Origin of the sequence: Corynebacterium sp. CMW7794 (assembly GCF_001563605.1) — a bacterium.
In the GTDB taxonomy this organism is placed as follows: domain Bacteria; phylum Actinomycetota; class Actinomycetes; order Mycobacteriales; family Mycobacteriaceae; genus Corynebacterium; species Corynebacterium phoceense.
This window is the reverse complement of the sequence record NZ_KQ961773.1, coordinates 1-21,806: the sequence shown is the minus strand read 5'-3', so window position 1 is coordinate 21,806 and position 21,806 is coordinate 1. Positions and strand designations below refer to the sequence as shown.

General features: G+C 65.3%; 27 protein-coding genes. 18 read left to right on the top strand and 9 right to left on the bottom strand.

Features of this window, described 5'->3' with window-relative positions; genetic code table 11:
* The first annotated feature begins 3 nt into the window (after positions 1 to 3).
* From rpsQ to HMPREF3227_RS10930, 3 genes are all read left to right on the top strand, one after another.
* The gene (gene rpsQ, locus HMPREF3227_RS10935; protein WP_066489059.1) at positions 4 to 285 is read left to right on the top strand and encodes a 30S ribosomal protein S17; all 282 of its coding nucleotides are present in this window, start codon (positions 4 to 6) and stop codon (positions 283 to 285) included.
* Positions 286 to 348: 63 nt separating this feature from the next.
* Positions 349 to 519, top strand: coding sequence for a hypothetical protein (locus HMPREF3227_RS13625; RefSeq protein ID WP_197429530.1), 171 nt, complete (start codon positions 349 to 351; stop codon positions 517 to 519).
* Between the two features lie 67 nt (positions 520 to 586).
* A complete protein-coding gene (locus HMPREF3227_RS10930) occupies positions 587 to 952 on the top strand; it encodes an LppP/LprE family lipoprotein (protein WP_231732356.1) in 366 nt (121 codons plus the stop codon).
* Between the two features lie 50 nt (positions 953 to 1,002).
* Here HMPREF3227_RS10930 and HMPREF3227_RS10925 read toward each other — a convergent pair whose 3' ends face one another.
* The 3 genes from HMPREF3227_RS10925 to HMPREF3227_RS10915 form a co-directional block, all read right to left on the bottom strand.
* Entirely contained in the window at positions 1,003 to 1,815 is an 813-nt protein-coding gene (locus tag HMPREF3227_RS10925; protein WP_066489057.1) for a ShlB/FhaC/HecB family protein, read from the bottom strand.
* A gap of 264 nt (positions 1,816 to 2,079) precedes the next feature.
* Positions 2,080 to 3,051 carry a sortase family protein gene (locus tag HMPREF3227_RS13820; protein WP_082723247.1) on the bottom strand — a complete coding sequence of 324 codons (972 nt, stop codon included), beginning with the start codon at positions 3,049 to 3,051 and terminating at the stop codon, positions 2,080 to 2,082.
* A 76-nt stretch (positions 3,052 to 3,127) separates the two neighbouring features.
* The gene (locus tag HMPREF3227_RS10915; protein ID WP_066489052.1) at positions 3,128 to 4,024 is read right to left on the bottom strand and encodes a carbohydrate kinase family protein; all 897 of its coding nucleotides are present in this window, start codon (positions 4,022 to 4,024) and stop codon (positions 3,128 to 3,130) included.
* 23 nt (positions 4,025 to 4,047) lie between these two features.
* Here HMPREF3227_RS10915 and HMPREF3227_RS10910 point away from each other — a divergent pair, with 23 nt between their 5' ends.
* Together HMPREF3227_RS10910 and HMPREF3227_RS10905 are read left to right on the top strand one after the other, a co-directional pair.
* Positions 4,048 to 5,364 (top strand): glycoside hydrolase family 32 protein, encoded by a 1,317-nt coding sequence (locus HMPREF3227_RS10910; protein WP_066513068.1) that lies wholly within the window; start codon positions 4,048 to 4,050, stop codon positions 5,362 to 5,364.
* 137 nt (positions 5,365 to 5,501) lie between these two features.
* Positions 5,502 to 7,487, top strand: a complete 1,986-nt coding sequence (locus HMPREF3227_RS10905; RefSeq protein ID WP_066489041.1) for a sucrose-specific PTS transporter subunit IIBC — start codon at positions 5,502 to 5,504, stop codon at positions 7,485 to 7,487.
* Positions 7,488 to 7,599: 112 nt separating this feature from the next.
* Here HMPREF3227_RS10905 and HMPREF3227_RS10900 read toward each other — a convergent pair whose 3' ends face one another.
* Together HMPREF3227_RS10900 and HMPREF3227_RS10895 are read right to left on the bottom strand one after the other, a co-directional pair.
* Positions 7,600 to 9,192: a GTPase gene (locus tag HMPREF3227_RS10900; protein ID WP_066513066.1), complete on the bottom strand. Its 1,593-nt coding sequence runs from the start codon at positions 9,190 to 9,192 to the stop codon at positions 7,600 to 7,602.
* Positions 9,185 to 10,834: an SMC family protein gene (locus HMPREF3227_RS10895; protein ID WP_156452994.1), complete on the bottom strand. Its 1,650-nt coding sequence runs from the start codon at positions 10,832 to 10,834 to the stop codon at positions 9,185 to 9,187. Before HMPREF3227_RS10895 ends, HMPREF3227_RS10900 begins: the two co-directional genes overlap by 8 nt.
* Before the next feature lie 253 nt (positions 10,835 to 11,087).
* On the opposite strand from HMPREF3227_RS10895, the gene rplN reads away from it, so the two are divergent.
* The 6 genes from rplN to HMPREF3227_RS10870 all read left to right on the top strand — a co-directional run bounded on the left by rplN (position 11,088) and on the right by HMPREF3227_RS10870 (position 14,082).
* Complete coding sequence (rplN, locus tag HMPREF3227_RS10890; protein WP_066489032.1) at positions 11,088 to 11,456, top strand: 50S ribosomal protein L14; 369 nt, start codon at positions 11,088 to 11,090, stop codon at positions 11,454 to 11,456.
* A 3-nt stretch (positions 11,457 to 11,459) separates the two neighbouring features.
* On the top strand, positions 11,460 to 11,774 hold the full coding sequence (rplX, locus tag HMPREF3227_RS10885) for a 50S ribosomal protein L24 (RefSeq protein WP_066489030.1): 315 nt from the start codon (positions 11,460 to 11,462) through the stop codon (positions 11,772 to 11,774).
* Positions 11,775 to 11,776: 2 nt separating this feature from the next.
* On the top strand, positions 11,777 to 12,328 hold the full coding sequence (gene rplE / locus HMPREF3227_RS10880; protein ID WP_066489028.1) for a 50S ribosomal protein L5: 552 nt from the start codon (positions 11,777 to 11,779) through the stop codon (positions 12,326 to 12,328).
* A 124-nt stretch (positions 12,329 to 12,452) separates the two neighbouring features.
* Entirely contained in the window at positions 12,453 to 13,238 is a 786-nt protein-coding gene (locus HMPREF3227_RS10875; RefSeq protein WP_066513062.1) for a formate/nitrite transporter family protein, read from the top strand.
* 5 nt (positions 13,239 to 13,243) lie between these two features.
* On the top strand, positions 13,244 to 13,405 hold the full coding sequence (locus HMPREF3227_RS13815) for a 3-hydroxyacyl-CoA dehydrogenase NAD-binding domain-containing protein (RefSeq protein ID WP_230383983.1): 162 nt from the start codon (positions 13,244 to 13,246) through the stop codon (positions 13,403 to 13,405).
* Positions 13,372 to 14,082: a 3-hydroxyacyl-CoA dehydrogenase NAD-binding domain-containing protein gene (locus tag HMPREF3227_RS10870; RefSeq protein ID WP_231732357.1), complete on the top strand. Its 711-nt coding sequence runs from the start codon at positions 13,372 to 13,374 to the stop codon at positions 14,080 to 14,082. The genes HMPREF3227_RS13815 and HMPREF3227_RS10870 overlap by 34 nt, the downstream gene beginning before the upstream one ends.
* A gap of 13 nt (positions 14,083 to 14,095) precedes the next feature.
* Here the strand turns inward: HMPREF3227_RS10870 and HMPREF3227_RS10865 are convergent, their stop codons facing one another.
* The 4 genes from HMPREF3227_RS10865 to HMPREF3227_RS10850 all read right to left on the bottom strand — a co-directional run bounded on the left by HMPREF3227_RS10865 (position 14,096) and on the right by HMPREF3227_RS10850 (position 18,082).
* Positions 14,096 to 14,638, bottom strand: coding sequence for a hypothetical protein (locus HMPREF3227_RS10865; protein WP_066513059.1), 543 nt, complete (start codon positions 14,636 to 14,638; stop codon positions 14,096 to 14,098).
* Positions 14,635 to 15,468, bottom strand: a complete 834-nt coding sequence (fdhD, locus tag HMPREF3227_RS10860; RefSeq protein WP_066513058.1) for a formate dehydrogenase accessory sulfurtransferase FdhD — start codon at positions 15,466 to 15,468, stop codon at positions 14,635 to 14,637. Before fdhD ends, HMPREF3227_RS10865 begins: the two co-directional genes overlap by 4 nt.
* Positions 15,468 to 15,713, bottom strand: coding sequence for a DUF6457 domain-containing protein (locus tag HMPREF3227_RS10855; protein ID WP_066513056.1), 246 nt, complete (start codon positions 15,711 to 15,713; stop codon positions 15,468 to 15,470). The genes fdhD and HMPREF3227_RS10855 overlap by 1 nt, the downstream gene beginning before the upstream one ends.
* Before the next feature lie 77 nt (positions 15,714 to 15,790).
* The gene (locus tag HMPREF3227_RS10850; RefSeq protein ID WP_066513053.1) at positions 15,791 to 18,082 is read right to left on the bottom strand and encodes an FdhF/YdeP family oxidoreductase; all 2,292 of its coding nucleotides are present in this window, start codon (positions 18,080 to 18,082) and stop codon (positions 15,791 to 15,793) included.
* A 352-nt stretch (positions 18,083 to 18,434) separates the two neighbouring features.
* Between HMPREF3227_RS10850 and rpsH the strand changes: the two genes are divergently transcribed.
* The 7 genes from rpsH (at position 18,435) to HMPREF3227_RS10815 (ending at position 21,496) form a co-directional block, all read left to right on the top strand.
* Positions 18,435 to 18,818, top strand: coding sequence for a 30S ribosomal protein S8 (gene rpsH, locus HMPREF3227_RS10845; RefSeq protein WP_066489007.1), 384 nt, complete (start codon positions 18,435 to 18,437; stop codon positions 18,816 to 18,818).
* 14 nt (positions 18,819 to 18,832) lie between these two features.
* The gene (rplF, locus tag HMPREF3227_RS10840) at positions 18,833 to 19,369 is read left to right on the top strand and encodes a 50S ribosomal protein L6 (protein WP_066489003.1); all 537 of its coding nucleotides are present in this window, start codon (positions 18,833 to 18,835) and stop codon (positions 19,367 to 19,369) included.
* A 3-nt stretch (positions 19,370 to 19,372) separates the two neighbouring features.
* On the top strand, positions 19,373 to 19,774 hold the full coding sequence (gene rplR / locus HMPREF3227_RS10835; protein WP_066488998.1) for a 50S ribosomal protein L18: 402 nt from the start codon (positions 19,373 to 19,375) through the stop codon (positions 19,772 to 19,774).
* 40 nt (positions 19,775 to 19,814) lie between these two features.
* The gene (gene rpsE / locus HMPREF3227_RS10830) at positions 19,815 to 20,456 is read left to right on the top strand and encodes a 30S ribosomal protein S5 (RefSeq protein WP_066488996.1); all 642 of its coding nucleotides are present in this window, start codon (positions 19,815 to 19,817) and stop codon (positions 20,454 to 20,456) included.
* A gap of 3 nt (positions 20,457 to 20,459) precedes the next feature.
* A complete protein-coding gene (rpmD, locus tag HMPREF3227_RS10825; protein WP_066488994.1) occupies positions 20,460 to 20,645 on the top strand; it encodes a 50S ribosomal protein L30 in 186 nt (61 codons plus the stop codon).
* Between the two features lie 3 nt (positions 20,646 to 20,648).
* Entirely contained in the window at positions 20,649 to 21,101 is a 453-nt protein-coding gene (gene rplO, locus HMPREF3227_RS10820) for a 50S ribosomal protein L15 (protein WP_066488981.1), read from the top strand.
* Positions 21,102 to 21,166: 65 nt separating this feature from the next.
* Complete coding sequence (locus HMPREF3227_RS10815; RefSeq protein WP_066488974.1) at positions 21,167 to 21,496, top strand: CoA transferase; 330 nt, start codon at positions 21,167 to 21,169, stop codon at positions 21,494 to 21,496.
* Positions 21,497 to 21,806: the final 310 nt, after the last annotated feature.

The following is a 21,806-nucleotide window of genomic DNA, read 5'->3' as shown; positions in this document are numbered from 1 at the left end:
ATCATGAGTGAGGCAAACGTGAACGAGAAGAAGGAGCGCGGTGCGCGCAAGACCCGCACCGGCATCGTGGTTTCCGACAAGATGAACAAGACCATTGTCGTCGAGCTCGAAGACCGCAAGCAGCACGCCTTGTACGGCAAGATCATGCGTTCTAACAAGAAGGTTAAGGCGCATGACGAGAACGAGACCGCCGGCATCGGCGACCGCGTTCTCATCGCCGAGACTGCGCCTATCTCCAAAGATAAGCACTACCGTCTCGTCGAGATCGTGGAGAAGGCTAAGTAAACTAGCCCCACGGTAAACGCCCCAGCACCCCTGGTGTTGGGGCGTTTCGCTATAGTGGGCCCCATGTCCCGCACCCTATTGCTCCCCGTGATCCTCACCGCTGCGGCGCTCACGGCCTGCTCCGCGGGCTCCTCAGAGCCCACCACCGTGACGGTGACCCAAAGCCCCCAGCTTTCCGATGCCCCCCTCCGCGGCCCCGCAGGCTCCCTCCAGCATCGCGCAGCCTACTGCTGACCAACCGCTGCCTGACACCCCACCCACCGAGGCCCCCTCCTGTGCGCCGGTCACGGGGGAGCAGGCTGTGGCGGAGAATATCGGCACGTTGGAGAAGTACAACGGCTGGGAGTGGGATGCCGAGTACGCCTACACGGACGACTTCGATCCGTGCCTGGCACTGTCCTACATCGTGGTCCCTATCGTGGGCGGCACTTCTTCTTCGCCGTACCACGTCATGCTCTTCCACAAGGGCGAGTACCTCGGCACCGCGACGCAGGAGCCACGCGGGTTCGCGCCCAGGATCACGCAGACGAGCGATGACTCCATCTCCGTGGGCTACGTCTACGTCCGCGAGGGCGATTCAAATGCCGCGCCCAGCGGGCTTAACGAAGTGCAGTTCACGTGGGACGAGGCTGAGCAGCGCGTCGTCATGACGGGCTCGCCGGACTAAAACGCGAAAGGCCGCCACCCCGAGGGGTGGCGGCCTGTTCTCGTTGTGTCCTAGGCGAACTTACGGCGTGCGACGAAGGCAGCCGCGCCGAAGACAGAGAACACGAGCAGCGCGAAGAGGGCGCGTGCTGCGGTGTTGGAGCCGGTCTCAGCGTTCATGCCGCGCTCGCCGGACGGGACCTGGCCCTGGGTGTCTGGGGTCGGGGTGACGGGCTGGCCAGACTGCTCCTGGATCTCCTTGATGTGGCCCTTCTTCAGGTCCTTGGAGATACGGATTTCTTCCTCGGTCGGGGTAGAGTCCTTGCGGGACTTGTCCTGGACGTAGGTGGAGCCGTCCTGGTTGAGATACCAGGTGATGCCGCCGATGACGAGCAGCGGCGGGAGGACCTTGCTCGCGATCTCGCCGGCGTCGAAGTTGCCGCCAGAGCGCTCGGACTTCTTCTCGACGACCGGGACGCCCGGGACCTCGTAGCCCTTCTCGCGGTAGCAGTTCTGATCTTCCTCGATGAGCTTCTTGATCTCGCCGGAGCGGGTGAGCTCCACGTTGTTGAGCGGCATCTCGGAGGCGGCGCGCTCGGCGGTGTCGACCCATTCGCCGGAGCCGTGCAGGTAGACAACCTTGTTGCCCGTGAGCACGTAGGACTGTGCCTTGTCGGAGGTCTCAGCCTTCGGCGGCGTCGGCGCGCACTCGAGCTTGGTCGGAACGACCGGGGTGGCCGGGGTCTGGCCCAGGACCTGCGGGGTGACGGTGGGCTGCATGTCTGCGGCCGACGGCATGTCAGACGCAAGGGCAGTAGGGGTGGCTGCGAAGGCGATGACGCCGGACATGGCGACAGCAGCCAGGGAAGTGCCGAGACGCTTCATGTTTACTCCTGTGAAAAAGAAGGGACTGTGGAAGAAAAAGACTGTAGTCAAAGCTGCCGTTCCTTATGTCACAACAGCAACATGGGAAACACTAACCTCAAAAATAAACAACTGTGTGCATTGCTTTCGGCGTGTCGCGGCAAGAAATAGTCCCCGCGCGTGGCGGGGATGGTCGGGTCGGCGTTCCTCCTGTGCATGGCAGTGCGCGGCGGCGTCGCGCGGATTTCCTGGGAGTTTTCGCCCGTGCGGGTGATTCGGTGCGGCTTAGGCTGACGCGGGGGCTGCGGGCCCGGCGCCGTTCGAAGCGTCTGCACCGTCAATGACGCCCTCGTAGGACCAGCCGACGACGGCGTTCTTCACCGACGCCTCGAGGAGATTCGCTGGCTGGATGCAGCTGATGGTGAGCAGTCGGCCCGGCATGGGCCCGGTGCCCCACACGTCCGGGTCATCCGCGAGGCCTTCTTTGACCGGGTCGTGGAAGTCCGTGGCGGAGTACATGAGCCACTTCTCGCCGGAGGCTGCGGTACGCACGTAGAGCTTGTCGCCCTCGTGGACCTTGTGCTCGTTACGGGTGCCGTCGTAGAGATTATTAAACACGGCGGGCACACCCGCGGCGGTGTGACCGGCGATGACCACGATGTCCGGTGCGTCCGTCCCCGGCAGCGAGTACGGCCGGTCCGCGGCGGTGTAGGTGCAGGCCTTGTCGAGCGATGCTGGGTCGAGCGCGTTGTCCTTCGTGCGGCACGCGCCCTCGTCGAATTGCGCGCGGACGTTGATGGCGGGGATATACATCTCCACTGCGGCGGCCTGCTCGATGGTTGGCGCCTCCACGGTCGTCGTGGGGGCTTCGCTCAGTGCTGCAGGGGCTTCCGGTTCCTGATGCCGCAGCGCGAAGAACGTGAGCGCGAGCAGCACGATGAGGACGAGTCCTAAGACGAGGGCGACGCGCGGAATACGCGGACCGGCTGCCGGCGCGGGGTGCGGGCTGAGTCGGGGCGGGCGCGTCGCGCTGGTTTCGAGGCGCGGTGTGGTGCGCGGGGGCGCGGTGCGGCGGGGCTGACGGCGCGGAGTAGGGGCGGGGGCATCGGCAGCGCGGGCGGGACGCCCTACGCTATAGGTTCCTGGCCGCGGGGTGATGCGTGTGGGGTCGGCGCTGGGGCGGGGGAGGCGGTAGGTGTCGCGACGGGTGCCGCGGCCGTCACCGGACCTGCGGTGGGGGTCGGTGGGGTACGGCATGGGAGACTCCGGGGGACGGGCGCGAAGCGCGAGACGAGTGGGTTTATTTTACGCCCGCGCGCTGCCCGTGGGACGTCTAACGCGCGGCGGCGATCTTCTGCTGTACCTCCGCGCGCGTGGGCGGGTTGGCACCGCGGCGCGAGACAGTCACGGAGGCTGCGCCCGCGGCAAACGTCAGGATGTCGCGCCACTCAGCGACTGTGAGTTCCTGAAGGTCCGGGGCGCGCAGCTCGCGACGGGTGATCTCGGCCAGGAGCGTGCCCATGATGGTATCGCCCGCGCCGATGGTGTCCGCCACATTCGTGCGTACGGGCGGGACGTGGACCTCGGCGCGCGAGGTCTTCACTGCAAGGCCGTCGCCGCCCAGCGTCGTGACGACGACGGGCACGTGCTTGAGCGCGTCCTCGCCGAGGAAGTTCACCTCGTCGTCGCTGAGCTTGAGCAGCGTGACGAACGGGAAGAGGCTCTTCAAGAATGCGCGGTGTTCGTCCGTGGCGTAGAAAGGGCGGATATTCGGGTCGAGCGCGACCATGGTGCCGCGGCGCGAGAACTGCTTGAGCAGCTCCGCGTAGCGCGAGGCGCCCGGCTCCAGTGCGAGCGAGACGGTGCCGAAGCACGCGATATCCGCCGGAGCATAGACTGGCTCGACGAGGCGGTCCGCGGTGCCCTCGATGTAGAAGGTGTAGGAGGCGGAGCGGTCGCCTGCCAGGGACGTCACCGCGAGGGTCGTGGGTTCCTCGCCGCGCTGGACGTAGGTGGTATCCACGCCTTCGTCGCGCAGGCGCGCCACGAGCGTGTTGCCAAAGCCGTCCGTGGACAAGCGCGACTGGAAAGCGACGTCGGCGCCTTGGCGCGCGGCCGCAATGGCAACGTTAAACGGGCCGCCACCCAGAGCCGGCGTGAGGTCGTGCAGGGGACCGGGCGCGACGGGAACGAGATCAACGAGACCCTCGCCGCAGACGTGAATCTTCATAAAATTAAATACTATCGGAGCGTATGAGTTACCGCCCTCACTTTCATGTATCCCCGCCCGCTGGCCGCCTCAACGATCCGAACGGCATGTTCGTCGACGGCGCGGACCTCCACCTCTACTACCAGCACGACCCCGGCTATCCCCACGCGCCCAAGCGCACAGGCTGGGCACACACCGTGGTGAGCCTCACGCGCCCGGAGCGCCCGCGCCACTTTCCTAATGTGTTGTACCCCGATCATCCCTATGACGCGCACGGCTGCTACTCCGGCGGCGCCGTGCGCGACGGCGACGACCTCTGGCTCTTTTACACGGGCAACCTCAAAGTCGACGGCCGTCGCATTCCCAGCCAGAACCGCGTTCGCGTCACCGACCTGGGCCCCGAGGGCGGCTTCTACGAGCTCGACCCCAACAACCCAGTGATCCCCGATACCGAACCCGGTTTCACCGGTCACTTCCGCGACCCCCAGATTGTCCGCGAGGCCGACGGCCGCTGGCGCATGGTCCTCGGCGCGCAGCGCGAGGATGAGACCGGCGCGCTCGTCATGTACCGCTCCACCGACCTCGCGCACTGGGACTTCGAGGGCGAGGTCACCTTCGTGGGCGACGTCCCAGACGCCTACATGTGGGAATGCCCCAATCTCCTCGAGCTTTCCGATGCCGCCACCGGTGCCACGTCGCATGTTCTTGTGTTGTGTCCGCAGTTCCCGGGCCGCGACGAGTGTGGTTACATCGTGGGCCACCTCGAGGGCACGACGTTCACGGTGACCGAGGGCTACCGCATCCTTGACCACGGCCACAATTTCTATGCGCCGCAGCTCATCGCGTATGACGAGGGCGCGGTGCTCGTCGGGTGGATGGGAATGCCGGCCCGCGACGCCACGCCGACCGTCGAGGCCGAGGGCTGGGTCCACACACTCACTGTCCCGCGCCAGGTGACGCTGCGCGACGGCGCGCTCTACCAGGAGCCTATGTGGGACATTCCGGGCTCGTTCACGACCCGCGAGCCTGGCACGTACGAGCTCACCGCCGCGGGCGAGGTGTGCCTGCGCGTCGACTGGGACGGCGCGCAGCTCACCGTCGCCCGCCCGCGTTTCGCGGGCGATGCCGTGGAGCCTGGGACGGCGGCGCTGTCGGTGACGCCGGAGGAGGCGGCATCGGCAGGCGCGGCGGTCGTGCCGGGGGAGTGGGACACGCGCACGGCCGAGTGCGGCGCGGGCGAGCTCGTCCTCAGCGCTGACGGCTGCGCCGTGGAAATCTTCGGTGGCGACGGTCAGGCGGCCTTCGCCGTGCCCGTCTTCGCGCCGGGCGGTGCAGTCTGGGACGGCTGGCGCCGCGTATAAAGCACGATATTTCCAAGGTGAAAGAGGTCAATCTCACGCCCGAGTAGTTGGATTTATGCCCGGAGTGTCAGGTCTAATAGAGAAGAAAGCTTTTGCTTTGTCTCACATTAGACATGGTCAAGAAGTAAGGAAGCTCCATGGACCATAAAGAAGTAGCCGCGCGCATCCTCACCGCGCTGGGCGGCGAGGACAATATCGTGGCGATGGCGCACTGCGCCACCCGCCTGCGCACCGTCATCAAAGACGAGAAGAAAATCGACAAGCAAGCCCTCGACAACGACCCTGACCTCAAGGGCATTTTCGAGGCTGGTGGCATGTTCCAGGTCATCGTCGGACCGGGCGACGTCAACGTCGTGTTCGACGAAATCAACAAGGCGACGTCCAAGGACATCGCCGTGTCGACGGATAACCTCAAGGACATCGCGGCGGACTCGGGCAACCGCTTCTCGCGTGCCGTGAAGGTGCTGGCCGATATCTTCGTGCCGCTCATCCCGATCCTGCTTGGTGGCGGTCTGTTGATGGCCCTGAACAACGTCCTGTCCCAGGCAGGTTTGTTCGGCGATCAGTCCGTCATCGAGATGTACCCGGCGCTCGCAGATGTTGCCGGCCTTATTAACCTGCTGGCCTCCGCGCCGTTCGCGTTCCTGCCCGTTCTCGTGGGCTTTACCGCAACGAAGCGCTTTGGCGGCAACGAGTTCCTCGGCGCGGGTATGGCGATGGCCATGGTTATGCCGGACCTCGTCAACGGTTACAACGTGGCTGCGACCATCGAGGCCGGCGAGATGCCGTACTGGCACATCTTCGGCCTCGACGTCGCGCAGGCCGGCTACCAGGGTTCCATTCTCCCGACGCTCGTTATTTCCTGGATCCTCGCGACCATCGAGAAGTGGCTCCACAAGCGCCTCAAGGGCACCGTGGACTTCATGCTCACCCCGCTGCTCACGCTGTTGGTCACGGGCTTCATCACGTTTGTGCTCATCGGCCCATTCCTGCGTACCGCGGGCGACTGGCTGGGCCTGGGCTTGGCGAACCTCTACGAGTTCGCGGGTCCTGTGGCCGGCTTCCTCTTCGGCCTCGTCTACTCGCCGATCGTGATCACGGGTTTGCACCAGTCCTTCCCGCCGATCGAGACGATGCTGTGGAACGAGGGCGGTTCCTTCGTCTTCCCGACGGCGTCCATGGCCAATATCGCCATGGGTGGCGCGGCGCTGGCCATCTACTTCCTGACCAAGTCTGACAAGATGAAGGGCCTGGCCGGCGCGTCGGGTATCTCCGCGCTCTTCGGTATTACGGAGCCCGCTATCTTCGGTGTGAACCTGCGCCTGCGCTGGCCGTTCTACATCGGCATGGGGGCTTCCGCTATTGCCTCCATGATGATCGCCATCCTCGACGTCAAGGCCACCGCGCTCGGTGCCGCAGGCTTCATCGGCGTCGTGTCCATCCGTCCGGAGGACTACGGCCAGTTCCTGCTGTGCTGCGTGCTTTCCCTCGTGGTGTCCTTTGGCGCAACCTTTGCGTATGGCCGCGTGCTTATCTCCCGCAATGGCACCATTGATCCTGACGCGACCGACGTCCCGGCCGCTGCCGCCGACGGTGCCGCCCCGTCGGCTGTCGCCGATCCGAACGCTTTCCGCATCGCCTCGCCGCTGTCCGGCACAGCCATCGCGCTGTCTTCCGTGTCTGACCCGATGTTTGCCGCGGGCAAGCTCGGCGCCGGTGCCGCCGTGGAGCCGACCGTGGGCACGCTCGTCGCGCCCATCGACGGCAAGGTGACCGTCACGTTCCCCTCTGGCCACGCCTACGCCGTGCGCGGCAAGGACGCCGCGGGCAAGAACGTGGACATCCTCATGCACATCGGTTTCGACACCGTGAACCTCAAGGGCGAGCACTTCACCCCGCACGTGGAGAAGGGCGACGAGGTCAAGGCCGGCGACGTCCTGTGCGAGTTCGACATCGAGGCCATCAAGGCCGCCGGCTACCCGGTGACCACTCCGGTCGTCGTGTCCAACTCGAAGAAGACCGGCCCGGTGCTCCCTGCCTACAGGGCGGGCGAGACCATCGACTTCGGTGACCCGCTCGCTACGGTTGACCCGAAACCCGAGCCTGCCGATGCCCCCGCCTAACCCAGGCTAGCTTCCTCGCCGTCCAGCATGCGCTGGGCGGCGTTGCTGTTTTTCGCGACAATCAAGGAACCGAAATCCGGTAGTTTTGGACCCTTCGTTGTCGTGTGGGGGTTTAGCGCGCGGCGGCGTGGATGTCGTCGAGGAATGCGGCGTAGCGCGAGCGCAGTTCAGTGAGCGGTTCGACGATGAGCTCCTGCGAGGTTGCGGCGATTTCCTTGCGCAGGGCGCGCCGGGTGCGGGCCTTGACTCCGGCGCCGATGACGCCGCCGAAGGCTGCCGAGATGAGTCCCAACACGATGCCTAGGAGGAGGCCGCCCAGAATGAGCAGTGTGGGGTACGGCCAGCCCTCGATTTCCGGGGTGAGGTCTGCGCCGAGGAGCGGCGTGAGTGCGCCAGGGATGAAGGCCGCGGCGAGGTACCACAGCACGCCCACGAGGGCAGCGAGGAGTGCGAGCCACTGGATGAAGGTGAGGATGTCCCAAGGCTTCGAGGGCTGTGCGGGCAGGCGGGTGCGGGCGGCGGCGCGGTCGAGGGCATCGGGAAGCTTATCGGTGATGGACTCCGCGCGGTCGGCGACGGCATTGGCCCAGGCGGGGGAGAGGCCGTCCGCGGCGGCCGCGGCGTAGGCGCGCAGGCCCTTGTTGGCCTGAGCCCGCCCGGCGGCGTCGAGCGGCGGCAGGGAGGTGCGGTGCACGCCCGTGTCGTCCGAGGCCTCGCGCAGGCCGAGGCGGCGCAGCGGGTCGGCGCGCAGGCGCAGCACCCACGAGGTGAGCAGCCATCCGGTGGTCTGGCCCAGGCGCTTGCGGTAGGCGGCGGCCGTCGCAGCGGCGAGGCGCTCGGCGCCAGCGGCGGTGGCGAGGTATTCGTCGAGTTCCTTCTTGGCTTTCGCGGGCACGTCCTTGGGTGCGCGTTCGTCGGCCCACGCGGCGGTGACCGTGTCGAGGTCGGCCTCGATGCGGACGGTCTGCGCGTTGTGGGCCGCGGCGACCTTGGCGATGGCTGTGCGCAGGTCGTCGACGCCAAGGCCAGTCTTCGCGGAGGTGGGCACGACCTTGACCTTGGTGAGGCCGTCCTCGCGCAGGAGCTCGGTGAGGGAGTCGGCGACGGTGGGGACGTCGGCATCGGCAAGCTTGTCCGCCTTGTTGAGGACCGCGAGGGTAACCGCCGAGTGCGAGGCGTGCGGGCGGATAAAGTCGTCGTGGATGATGTTATCCGCGTATTTTTCGGGGTCCGTGACCCAGACGAGGACGTCGACCTGGCCCGCGAGGCGCGTGGCGATCGCACGGTTGGAGGCTTCGACGGAGTCGAAGTCCGGCAGGTCGAGGAGGATGAGTGGGCCGGCCTTGGGAGCGAAGTCGCCGGGCCGGTTGCGACGGTCTTCGACGTCGAGCCAATCGAGCAGCGCGGAGGAGCCCTCGGGGTGCCACACGGCGGCGAGCGGCGCGGACGTGGTGGGGCGGCGCGGCGAGGAGGCACCGAGATCCTCGCCGACCACGGCGTTAAACAGCGAGGTCTTGCCGGAGCCGGTGGCGCCAAAGAAGCCGACCACCGTGTGCTCGGCGGACAGCGCGCGCCGGGCGGCGGCGGACTCGCGGACGCGGGTGATGGCGGCGTGCTGCTCGGGAGTGAAGAACTCGCCGCCGGACTCGGCGGCGCGGTCGAGGGCGTCGAGGCGCTCGGACAGCGAGTGGGAACGGTTAAACATCGCGGACCTCCTCGGTGGCGGCGGTGGCGGCCGCGCGTAGCTCGTCTGCGGAGGGGCCTTCCGCGAGCGGCGCGGTCACGGCGTCGTAGCGCTCGCTCTCGGAATCCATGAGCGCACGGACGCGCTCGTCGAGGCGTTTGCGGGCGGCTTTGGCCATGCGACGCACGGTGTCCTCGCCGAAGATGGTCTCAAGCAGCTTCTGGCCCACGACGGCGGAGCCGCCAGCGATGGCGATCTCGCCGCCGGTCAGTCCCGCAGTCGAGGCGAAGACGACGACCATGAGCGCGACGGTCACGGCGTTGACGCCCAGCGAGGCGAGACGCGCGGTCATGCGCTTGCCCGCGGCGTTTTCTTCGATGTCGGCGACGAGCTCGGCCTGCCATTCGCGCACGAGGAGGGCGGCGCGCACGGAAATATCGGCGCTGGCGTGGGCGAGCTCTGGGGACGCGGCGGCGCGCAGCTCGGGCGCAGAGGACCCGAGGTACGTCCACGCGCGGGCTGCGGCGGTCTCGGCGCCGTCGACGATGACGGCGTGGAGGCCGGCTTCGATTTCGGTCTCGACCTCGCGCACAGGCGCGGGCTTGCCGGTGAAGAAGGAACCGATTCGGTCGCGGGCCGCAGAGAACCAGCGGTCGACCGCGCGGAAAGTATCCGAGGTACCCACGAAGTCCTGCCAGCGGGCGAGGACCTCGGTGCGCAAGAGGTTGCCGTCGCGGGTGGCTTCCTCGACGTGGGCGCGGGCGTCGGCGTAGTGCCCGGCGACGACCTCGTCGATGAGCGCGGCGAAGTCCGTGCGAGACTGCTGCTCCGCGGCGAGCGTCTCTGTGCCTGCTGCGACCTTGGCCAGGGCGCCTGCGACGGTGCGGGCGGCCAGCTGGCGGCGCGCGGCGGTATCGGCAGCCAAGCGTTCGAGATATGCGCGCAGGTCAGCCGTGCGCGCGGCCGGCAGCAAGCCCTCGAGAGGGCCTTGGTCCGGCACGACGAAGAACTCGGCGCCGAGGTTGTGCTCGGCGAGCATACGCTGCAGGTCCGCGGGGACGGTGGTGAGCGCGTCCTCGTCGACGCGGTTGAGGACCACGACGACCTTGATGTCGCGGGCGGCGGCGTCCTCGAGGAACTGCCACACGAGGTGATCGGCGTAGCGCGCCGGCGTCGTCACGAAGATCCACAAGTCCGCGGCGGCGAGGAGCTGCGAGGCGAGGGCGCGGTTCGTGTCGTCGATGGAGTCGAAGTCCGGCGCGTCGATGAGTGCGAGGCCCGCGGGCACGGCCTCGGTGGACACGATGCGCAACGTCGTCGCCTGTGGGTTCGCCCCGCCGTGCTCGCGCGCAAGCCCAGGCAGGACGTGCGACGCGCCGAAGTACTCCGCGTCCGAAGGATGCGCGATAAGCGAGGGCTGCCGCGTCGTCGGTCGAATGACGCCCGACGTCGTTACCTCTTCGTGGAGCACACCGTTGACCAGCGTGGACTTGCCGGAGCCGGTGGAGCCGCCCACGACGGCGAGCAGCGGAGCGTCGAGGTTAGCCAGGCGCGGCGCGATATAGTCATCGACCTGATGGAGCAACGGCGCGGCGCCGGGCAGGGGCGAGGCCGCGAGGGCGGCGCGCAGCCGGTCTAGACCGGAAAGAGATGTGTCAGTCACGCGCTCCATTGTTGCAGCTCGCACACATAAACGGGGGATTTGGCCCAGGTGGGGTGGATATGGTTGAATATTCAGGTTGCTTGTGGCCGGTCGGTACCGGCGGTTGATTTCCGAACCGCCAGCCCCGAGACCCCTCGACAGCACGGCCCCGCCGCGCAGGTTCGTTGTAGAGTCGCAAGCCGCATGTACGTAGACCGCGTGTGTCAAGGACGGAAATCTTGGCGCACATTAATCCAGGTCAAGGAGACCCATAGTGATTCAGCAAGAATCGCGTCTGCGCGTCGCCGACAACTCTGGTGCACGAGAGATTCTGTGCATCCGCGTTCTCGGCGGCTCTGTCCGACGCTTCGCTGGCATCGGCGACGTTATCGTCGCGACTGTCAAGGACGCTGCCCCCGGTGGCAACGTCAAGGAGGGTGAGGTCGTCAAGGCCGTCATCGTCCGTGCAAAGAAGGAGACCCGTCGTCCGGACGGCTCCTACATCCGCTTCGACGAGAACGCTGCCGTTCTGCTCAAGAACGACTCCGAGCCCCGCGGTACCCGCATCTTTGGCCCGGTTGCTCGTGAGCTGCGCGACAAGAAGTTCATGAAGATCGTTTCTCTCGCACCGGAGGTGATCTAACTTATGAAGATCCATAAGGGCGACATGGTTGTCGTTATTTCCGGTCCGGATAAGGGCGCTCAGGGCAAGGTCATCGAGGCCTACCCGGCCCGCGAGCGCGTCCTCGTTGAGGGCGTCAACCGCATCAAGAAGCACGTTGCCAACTCTGCCGACGAGCGCGGCGCACAGTCCGGCGGCGTCGTCACGCAGGAAGCTCCGATCCACGTGTCCAACGTTGCCATCGTTGACTCGGAGGGTAACCCGACCCGTGTCGGTTACCGCTTCGACGAGAACGGCAAGAAGGTCCGTATCGCGCGTAGCAACGGGAAGGACATCTAATCATGAGCGAGAACTACACCCCGCGTCTGAAGACTCGCTACCGCGAGGAAATCAAGAACACCCTCAACGAGGAGTTCAAGTACGACAACGTCATGCAGATCCCGGGCGTCGTCAAGGTCGTCGTCAACATGGGTGTCGGCGACGCTGCTCGCGACTCCAAGCTGATCAACGGCGCTCTCGATGACCTGACCAAGATCACCGGTCAGAAGCCGCAGGTTCGCCGCGCACGCAAGTCCATCGCAAACTTCAAGCTGCGTGAAGGCATGCCCATCGGCGCCCGCGTCACCCTTCGTGGCGACCGCATGTGGGAGTTCTTGGACCGCCTGCTGACCATCGCGCTGCCGCGTATTCGCGACTTCCGTGGTCTGTCTGACCGTCAGTTCGACGGCCGTGGCAACTACACCTTCGGTCTCTCCGAGCAGTCCATGTTCTACGAGATCGACATCGACTCCATCGACCGCCCGCGCGGCATGGACATCACGGTTGTCACCACCGCCACCACGGACGAGGAAGGCCGCCGCCTGCTCAAGGAGCTCGGCTTCCCGTTCAAGTAAGCTTCGCTTACCCGCCCCAGCTTTCCGATGCCCCCTTTCCGGCACTGTAGGCTGGGGTTTTGCCATGTCTGGGGGTAGAGTATATGGGTCCATCTCATTTAACTCTGCAAGGACTAACACGAGCATGTCTCTCAATGACTCTGTGGCCGCCGCGGTCACGAAGAAAACCACACTTCTCGCCGAGTCGCCGGCGCGCTTTAGCGTCCGCGCGATCCTCGCCGGCGTGTACCTCACTATCGGCACTGCGTTCGCCGGCGTCGTAGGGCAGGCGGTGGAGGGCAACTTCCCAGGCCTCGGCGCCGTCGCCTTCGCCGGGCTTTTCGGCCTCGGTCTGTTCGCGATTATCATCCTCGGCGCGGATCTCGCGACGGGCAACATGATGTTTATGATCTATGGCGCGGCGAATAAGCAGGTCTCGTGGGGCAAGGCCTTCTGGCTCATCGTCGTCACCACCTTCTTCAACCTCGTCGGCTGCATCATCTTCGCCGCGGGCATGGGCCTGTCAGCCAAGCTCGGTGCGATGCCTGTCGACCACCTCATCGTGACGCTGACGGAGGGCAAGCTTGCTAAGGACCCAGGCGGCCTTCTCGTCGAGGGTATGCTTGCTAACTTCGTGGTCAACATGTCGATCGTGGGCGGCATTTTCGCCAAGGAGATCGTCTCGAAGTTCATCGTCATCGTCCCGCTCATCGCGGCCTTCGTGGGCATGGGCCTCGAGCACGTCATTGCCAACTTCTGCCTGGTTACCCTCACCTTTTTTGGCGCGGCGGAGTTCCCAGCTGACTTTACGATTGGTGCGGTACTCACCAACTGGGTCATCGTCTGGATCGGCAACGTGATTGGCGGCGGCTTCCTCATCGGCGGCGTCTATGCTTGGCTCAACAAGGGCCCGGAGGCATACCGAGACTAGAGCTCATGAGCACAGCATTGTTAGTAGGCGGCGGACTGATTGGCTTCTCGTTTGCGCGGCGCTTCGTCGACGCGGGGTGGGAGGTGCGCATGACCGACGTGCGCGAAGAACTCGCAGACGCGGTGAAAGACGAATTCGGAGGCGCGGTACGCTTCTCCACGGCGTAGACTTCGTCCAGGAGGCGGGCCCAGAGAAGCTCGAGTTCAAGCGCGAGATTTTCGCGCGGCTCGCATCGCTTACGGAAACGGCGGTTTTGGCGAGCTCGACCTCGGCCATCCTGCCGTCGAGGATCGCGGAGGGGAATCCGGCCGCGGACCGGATCGTGATCGGGCATCCGTTTACGCCGCCGGCGCTCATGCCGGTCCTCGAGGTCGTGCCGGGACCTGCGACTTCTCCAGAGACCGTCGACCGGGCGCTGGAGGTTTACGCGGAGCTCGGTTTCGAGCCCAGCGCGCTGAAGAAGGAAATCCCGGGCTTTGTCGGCAACCGCATCCAGAAGGTGGTCATGTGGGAGGCCATCTCGCTCGTGCAGCAGGGTGTTATTGACGCCAAGGACCTAGACACCATCGTGCGCAATTCGCTGGGCTTGCGCTACGCCGCGACCGGACCGTTCGAGTCTAACCGCCTGGGCGGCGGCCCGGACGGCATCAAGTCCATCATTGAGCACATCGCGGGCGCGTGGGACACCGAGCTCGTCGCGGGTGTGCCGGACATGTCGGACCTCGATGAGGTCTACGCGCAGGTCGATGCCGCCTACGGCAACGACGAGGCGACCTTCGAGGCCGGCACCCAGCGCCGCAATGCGTTGTTGCGCGGCTTCCTCGACGTGCGCGAGACACACTAGGAGCTACTAGGGGCTATTCGGTGCGAAGGATGCGCTGCGCGACCTCGACGTCGGGGTTCACGGCGCGTAGAGCGTCGAGGATGTCGTCGCCCGCGAGACGCAGATCGTCGTCTGTGAGTGGATCGAGCGCCTCGAGGAGGAAGAGCGCGTCCGTCGTCTCCGCCGTGGGGGCTAGGCGGTGCTCCGGCCGGAAGCGACGTGCGGCGGTGCCAGCTACGTCGCGGACGGTCGACGTGGCGACGTCGACGCGCACAGCGCCCTCGAAGCCGTCGAGAGCGAATACCGTGACTGGCAGCTCGAAGCGGCGGGCGACCGCGGTGCCGAGAGTGACCAAGGGGGCATCGGAAGGCTGGGCGCCGAGCTCGAAGAGCGCGGGGTCGAGGCCGAAGTTCTGCCAGGCCGCGCGCCACGCGGCGACGTGGGGCTGGAATGCCGAGGGCTCTGTGGCGGCATCGGTGGTGGGCGCCTGGGCACCGCGGACCGCGATGAGCAGGGCGCGGTAGTCCGGGCGTGGCGAGTCGAGCTCGACGTCGACGAGGAAATCGATGAGGCTCATTTCTTCAGCTCCCCGGAGTAGAGGTTGAAGCGGTCGCCGCGCGCGAAGCCGACGAGGGCCATGCCGGTCTCGCGGGCGGTCTCCACGGCGAGCGAGGACGCTGCGGAGACAGCGACGAGCATGCCGAAGCCGGCCATGGCGGCCTTCTGGACGAGCTCGAAGCTGGCGCGGGAGCTCATGACGAGGATGAGATCGTCCGCGGGCAGGCGGCCTTCCATGAGCAGATGGCCGATGACCTTGTCCGCCGCGTTATGGCGGCCCACGTCCTCGCGGATGACCACGCGTTTGCCGTCGAGCGTGAAGGCGCCCGCAGCGTGGATGCCGCCGGTCTTGCGGAACTGCTTCTGTCCCTCGCGTAGCTTGTCAGGCAGCTGTGCGACGACGAGCGGGTCGACCGGGATGTGGGGGATGGGGTAGCGGGTTTTCTTGGCGAGCTCCTCGATGGACGAGGTGCCGCACACGCCGCACGAGGAGCTGGTGAGCGTGAGACGCAGGTCTTTGAGCGAGATGACGTTGTCGTCGCGCATCTCGACGTCGAGCAGGTTGTACGTGTTGACGCCGTCGCGCGTGGCGCCCTCGCAGTATTTGGCGGACTCGATGTCGCGGGCGGCCTGAATGTGTCCTTCGGAGTGAAGGAAGCCGTGAGCGAGCTCGATATCGTGGCCCGGCGTGCGCATGGTCGTGGTGAGCGTCTGGCCGTCGACGCGGATTTCCAGCGGCTCTTCGCCGGCGACGGAATCAGCGCGGGTGTCGACTTGGATGACCTCGGTGCGGTCCTCGTTGAGCCGCACTTTGGTCACCGCGAAGTTGGAGGTTACGCGGCCCGCCACTACTGCACGGCCTCGTTGAGTTTGGCGATATTGGCGCGGGCTTCCCCGACGTCCTTGCTGGCCAGGCCCACGACGAAGGCGGTGAGCGGCGCGGCCGGGCGCGAGCGGTTGTGGGCGACGTTCTTCGTAAGGTCGAGGAGCTCGCGGATGAGCGCGGTGGCGTCTTTGGGGTCAAGACCGAGCGTGGTGGCGGCTTCCTCAAGCCATTCGTGGGCGGTCTGGATGGGATCCTTGTCTTCAGTCATGAACTCAACTGTAGTCGTGGACCCGCCCAAGACCGCGAAAGTCCCGCTCGGGGCGGGACTTTCAGGCGGTGGCGGGCTTAGAGATTGTTGGCGTTCTGGCCGGTCGGCTCGAGGTGGACCACGAGTGACTTGGAGACCGGGGTCTCCGAGCCCTTGGCCAAGTGCTCGACCGGAACCAGGATGTTGAGCTCCGGGAAGTAGCCGCCCACGCAATCCTTGGCGATGTTGTACTCGACCAGACGGAAGTTCGGCGCGACGCGTCGGCCGGACTCGTACTCGGAGACGACGTCGACGATGTCGCCGTCCTTGAGGCCTCGCTGGATGAGGTCTTCCTTGCGGATGAAGATAACGCGTCGGCCGCCGCGGACACCACGGTAGCGGTCATCGAGACCGTAGGAGATGGTGTTGTACTGGTCGTGACTGCGCACGGTGGTAAGCAGCAACTGGTCGCCTTCGAGCTCGATAGTGTCGGTCTCGTTGATGGTGAGCTGCGCCTTGCCGTCCGAGGTGTTGAAGATACGCTCGCGGGCCGCGTGCGGGAGCATGAAGCCGCCGGGGCGCTTCAAGCGCTCGTTGTAGTTTTCGAAGCCAGGGATGACGTTCGCGATGTGGTCACGGATGACGTCGTAATTGTCCATCATGGGCTTCCAGAAGGCGTCGCCGAAGGTGCGCTCGCCGACGTTGCAGATGATCTGCACCTCGGAGTGGAGGTCCAGGTCGCGGTTGGCGCGGCGCTTAGGGAAGGACGCGGAGACCTTGGAGTCCGAGGCCTCGACAGAAACCTTCTGCGGGCCGGAGGCCTGGATGTCCACGTCGGTGCGGGAGCGTACCGGCAGGATGAGGGACTTCTCGCCCGGCCACGCGCACGTGCCGTTGAGCTTCGTCAGCATATGGGCCGAGAGCTTAGTGGCGGTCATGCCGTCCTCGAGCGCCGTGGTGTCCGACATCGCGCGGATGTAGTTGCCGCCCAGCGACATGAAAAAATCCACGTTCTTATCACGCAGCTGCATGCCCGCGCCGGTGGAGGAGACGCCGTGCTTGCGGGGGACGTCGAAGCCGAACTCCTTTTCCAGGTTGGCGAGGAACCACTCCGGCATCTTCTCAGAGATACCCATGGTGCGGTCGCCCTGGACGTTGGAGTGGCCACGGAACGGGGCGGAGCCGGCGCCCGGCTTGCCGTAGTTACCCGTGAGCAGCAGGAAGTTCATCATCTCCTGGATGGTGGCCACGGCGTTGCGGTGCTGCGTAACACCCAGCGTCCACGCGAGGACGACGGTCTCTGCCTTCTCGACGTAGTCGACGATCTTCTTCACCTCGCGCTGGGAGACGCCGGAGCCGCGCTCGAGGGTGGCATCGTCAAGCGAGTTAAGGTGCGCGATGGTCTCGTCGACATTCGAGCAGAACTCGTCGAGGAACTTGCGGTCAAGCAGGTCGCGGCGGATGACCTCGCGGTTGATCTGCTGGAACAGCGCGCGGTCGCCGTCGAGGCGGACCTGCACGTATTCGTCGCTGATCTTGTCCGCGATGCCAATCGCGCCCTTAACGGACTGGGGCTCTTTGAACTTCATGAGGCCCGTTTCCGGCATGGGGTTGATGGTGATGAACTTGCCGCCGTTCTCCTTCTGCTTCTTAAACGCAGTAAGCGAACGCGGGTGGTTCGTGCCGGGGTTCTGGCCTACGGAGATGATGAGGTCCGTGTTGTACATGTCCTGCATGACGATGGAGCCCTTGCCCACGCCCACGGTCTTGGCGAGCGCCACACCCGTGGAGTCGTGGCAGAGGTTCGCGCAGTCTGGCAGGTTATTGGAGCCGTGGCGGCGGCCCAGCACGCCAAAGATAAACGCGGACTCGTTGACCGCGGTGCCAGAGGTGTAGAAGATGGCGCGGTCCGGATCCGTCGCCTTGAGCTGCTCCGCGATGAGATCGTAGGCCTCGTCCCAGCTCACCGGGTGGTACTTCTCGTCGCCGCGCGAGCGGTCGTAGAGCATGGGCTCAGTGAGGCGGCCGAGCTGGTCGAGCTCGTAGTCCGTCATCTCGCGCATCTGCTGCACGGTGGTGTTCGCGAAGAACTCGCGGGTAACGCGCTTGGGCGTGGTCTCCTGGGCGATGGCCTTCGCGCCGTTCTCACAGAACTCGACAAAGTTGATATCGCCCTGCGCTGGCTCCGGCCAGGCGCAGCCGGGGCAGTCGATGCCGCCGTGCTGGTTCATCTTCAGCAGCGGCACGAGCGCGCGGTTAGGGATGGCCTTTTCCATGGCGTGGTACACGCCGCCCACGCCGGCTGCGGCGGTGACGCGGTTGCCGATGCGTGGGTTGTCGAAGCGGTTGGCCACTGGATTGGCACGGGAGACAGTTGCGATGGGAGTCATGGCCACAGTCTACCGACAAGCAGCGAGAATTTTGGAAAAACCCAGGTCGCCGTGTAACGTAAACCCTTGGACTCATGCCCGGGTGCTGTTTGCGCAGCTCACGGCGTTATGGGATACCAAAATTCAAGAATTTCATTTCAACTTTGTTGTAGGCCCACCGCCCCGCCGTGGCGGACCGTGTATGCATCAAAGGGCAGCGAGCGCCGGCGGTATTGACCGTCCGGGGCGATAAGTGGCCCGAAATCACACGGACAACGCACGTCCTTTTTATTGAGGGCGCGGGGTGGCGTCGCGTCAACGCGATGCGCACTTACGCGGGAACCGCAACGAGAAAGGTAACGGTCACTTAACCATGACCATGACTGATCCTATCGCCGACATGCTGTCGCGCGTGCGCAACGCAAACCACGCGCACCACGACACCGTGTCGATGCCGACCTCCAAGATCAAGGCCAACATCGCCGAGATCCTGAAGAAGGAAGGCTACATCGTTGATTACACCGTCGAGGGCCGCGAGCTCTCGCTCGAGCTGAAGTACAACAACCGTGAGCGCTCCCTGTCGGGCCTGCGTCGCGTGTCGAAGCCGGGCCTGCGTGTGTACGCAAAGTCCACCAATCTGCCGAAGGTCCTGGGCGGCCTGGGCGTGGCTATCATCTCCACGTCCCAGGGTCTGCTCACCGACCGTGAGGCTCAGGAGAAGGGCGTAGGCGGAGAAGTTCTCGCCTACGTCTGGTAAGGGAGGATTGACACATGTCTCGTATCGGTCTCGCACCAATCACCGTCCCGTCCGGCGTTGACATCAACATCAACGGCCAGGATGTAGAGATCAAGGGCTCCAAGGGCACGCTGCACGTCGCCATGCCGGAGCCGATCACCGCTGTCGTCGAAGACGGCGAGCTCAAGGCCGTCCGTCCGGACGACGAGCGCAAGCACCGCGCTCTGCACGGCCTGACTCGCTCCCTGCTCAACAACGCCGTCGTTGGCGTTACTGAGGGCTACACCATCAAGCTGGAAATCTTCGGCGTTGGTTACCGTGTTGCGCTTAAGGGCAAGGACCTTGAGTTCTCGCTGGGCTACTCCCACCCGATCCTCATCAAGGCACCGGAGGGAATCACCTTCGCAGTCGACGGCGCTACCAAGCTGTCGGTTTCTGGTATTGACAAGCAGCAGGTCGGACAGATCGCCGCGAACATCCGCCGTCTGCGTAAGGACGATCCTTACAAGGGCAAGGGTATTCGTTACGACGGCGAGCAGATCCGCCGCAAGGTCGGAAAGACGGGTAAGTAAGCAATGGCAAACACTGAGAATTCCAAGCGCACCCCGGTCGGCAAGGACATTTCCACGCGTCGTCGTGAAGCCCGTGCTCGCCGCCACTTCCGCATCCGTAAGACCCTGCGCGGCACCCCTGAGGCACCGCGCCTGGTCGTGCACCGCACGTCGCGTCACATGCACGTGCAGGTCATCGACGACCTCGCTGGCCACACGCTCGTTGCTGCTTCCACCATGGAAGCCGACGTGCGCGCCATCGAGGGCGACAAGAAGGCCAAGGCCGCTAAGGTTGGCGAGCTCGTTGCTGAGCGCGCCAAGGCTGCTGGCATCGAGAAGGTCGTCTTCGACCGCTCGGGCTACCAGTACCACGGTCGCGTCGCCGCTCTGGCAGACGCCGCACGTGAAGGTGGTCTGAAGTTCTAATGATCAACGCAAACGGAAACATCAACGGAAGGAACGCCTAATGTCGGACCGTGAACAGCGTGACGGCGGACGCTCCGCCGAGAACAACGGTCGTAACAACGACCGCAACAACGGCGGCCGTCGTAACGACCGCCGCAACGACCGTCGCAACCAGCAGGATGCTGAGCGCGACAAGTACATCGAGCGCGTTGTGACCATCAACCGCGTCTCCAAGACCGTCAAGGGTGGCCGCAACATGTCGTTCACCGCCCTCGTGGTCGTGGGCGACGGCCAGGGCATGGTTGGCGTCGGCTACGGCAAGGCCAAGGAAGTTCCGGCCGCCATCCAGAAGGGCTCCGAAGAGGCTCGCAAGAACTTCTTCCGCGTCCCGATGATCGCCGGCACCATCACCCACCCGGTTGAGGGTCGCGACGCCGCCGGCATCGTCATGATGAAGCCGGCTGCCCCCGGTACTGGTGTCATCGCTGGCGGCGCTGCCCGCCCGGTGCTCGAGTGCGCCGGTGTCCAGGACATCCTCGCGAAGTCCTTGGGTTCCGACAACGCCCTCAACGTCGTCCGCGCTACCGTGGACGGCCTCAAGCAGCTGGTCCGCCCCGAAGAGGTCGCTGCCCGTCGTGGCAAGACCGTCGAAGAGGTCACCCCGGCCCGTATGCTGCGCAAGCGCGCAGGTCAGGAGGCATAAACAATGGCTCTGAAGATTACTCAGGTAAAGGGCCTGGTGGGCACCAAGCCGAACCACCGCGCGAACATGGAGGCTCTCGGCCTCAAGCGCATCGGTCAGTCCGTTGTTAAGCAGGACACCCCGATCATCCGCGGCATGGTTCAGAAGGTTCGCCACCTGGTCACCGTCGAAGAAGTGGCAGGGGAGTAAACCATGGCTGACATCATCAAGCTCCACGACCTGCGCCCGACCAAGGGCGCTAACAAGCCGAAGACCCGCGTTGGCCGCGGTGAGGCATCCAAGGGTAAGACCGCTGGTCGCGGTACCAAGGGCACCAAGGCTCGTAAGCAGGTTTCGGCCGCTTTCGAGGGTGGCCAGATGCCGATCCACATGCGTCTGCCGAAGCTCAAGGGCTTCAAGAACCCGAACCACGTCGAGTACCAGGTTGTCAACGTTGCCGACCTGGCCAAGGCGTTCCCGAACGGTGGCGACGTCACGAAGGCTGACATCGTCGCAGCTGGCCTGGTTCGCAAGAACCAGCCGGTTAAGGTTCTGGGCAACGGTGAGCTCAGCGTCAAGCTGAATGTCACCGCTGACAAGTTCTCCAAGTCCGCAGTGGAGAAGATCGAGGCTGCCGGTGGTTCCACTACCGCTGCCGCGAAGTAACTAAGCGGAAACGTCGCGCCCCACCGTCATGGTGGGGCGTGTCGTGCGTTTTGTAGGCTTCCACTATGCAACCGCACAACGTGACAGGATTCCTCGTTCCCGTCATGACCTCGTGCAATGCCGTCAACACCATGCGCCTCGATGGCGCGGTCGTGTCGCTCTTTGGCGCCGATTCCGGGTTCGTTCCTACCCGCGACGGCTGGGCCTACATCCAGCTTTCCGATGCCGCCCCGCGTCTCCGTCCCAGTCCCCTCAAGGTCCTTGACCTCACGCGTGTGCTGGCGGGGCCGAGCGCAGGGCAATTCCTCGCTGGATTCGGCGCTGACGTGCCGTGCATCTATCCGCTGACGAAGCTGGAGATCCCCGCTCAGTGCCTGGCCACCGGTCATGGCTAGAGCAGTGCCGTCGCGGACGGGCGATGTGGTGTTGTGCGGGTACCGTCCGGGTTCGTGTAGGCAGACCGCCGCGGCTTCGATTCCCCGGTGCAGGCTGCGTGCGGCATCGCGGACCTCTACTCGGCGGATAGCCGGCTCGGATGCTTCGGTGCCCGAGCCTGTGGCGCCGGAGGAGTTTGCGTACCGGTACGGGCGTGTGGCAACGGTGCCGTCATTGACCGGACCGGGGAACCTGCCAGGGCCGCACGCCCAAGCGCCGTTGTCCTGGGCAGACTGAAAACGGCATGCTGAAGTGCCCGCCCTTCGGGCG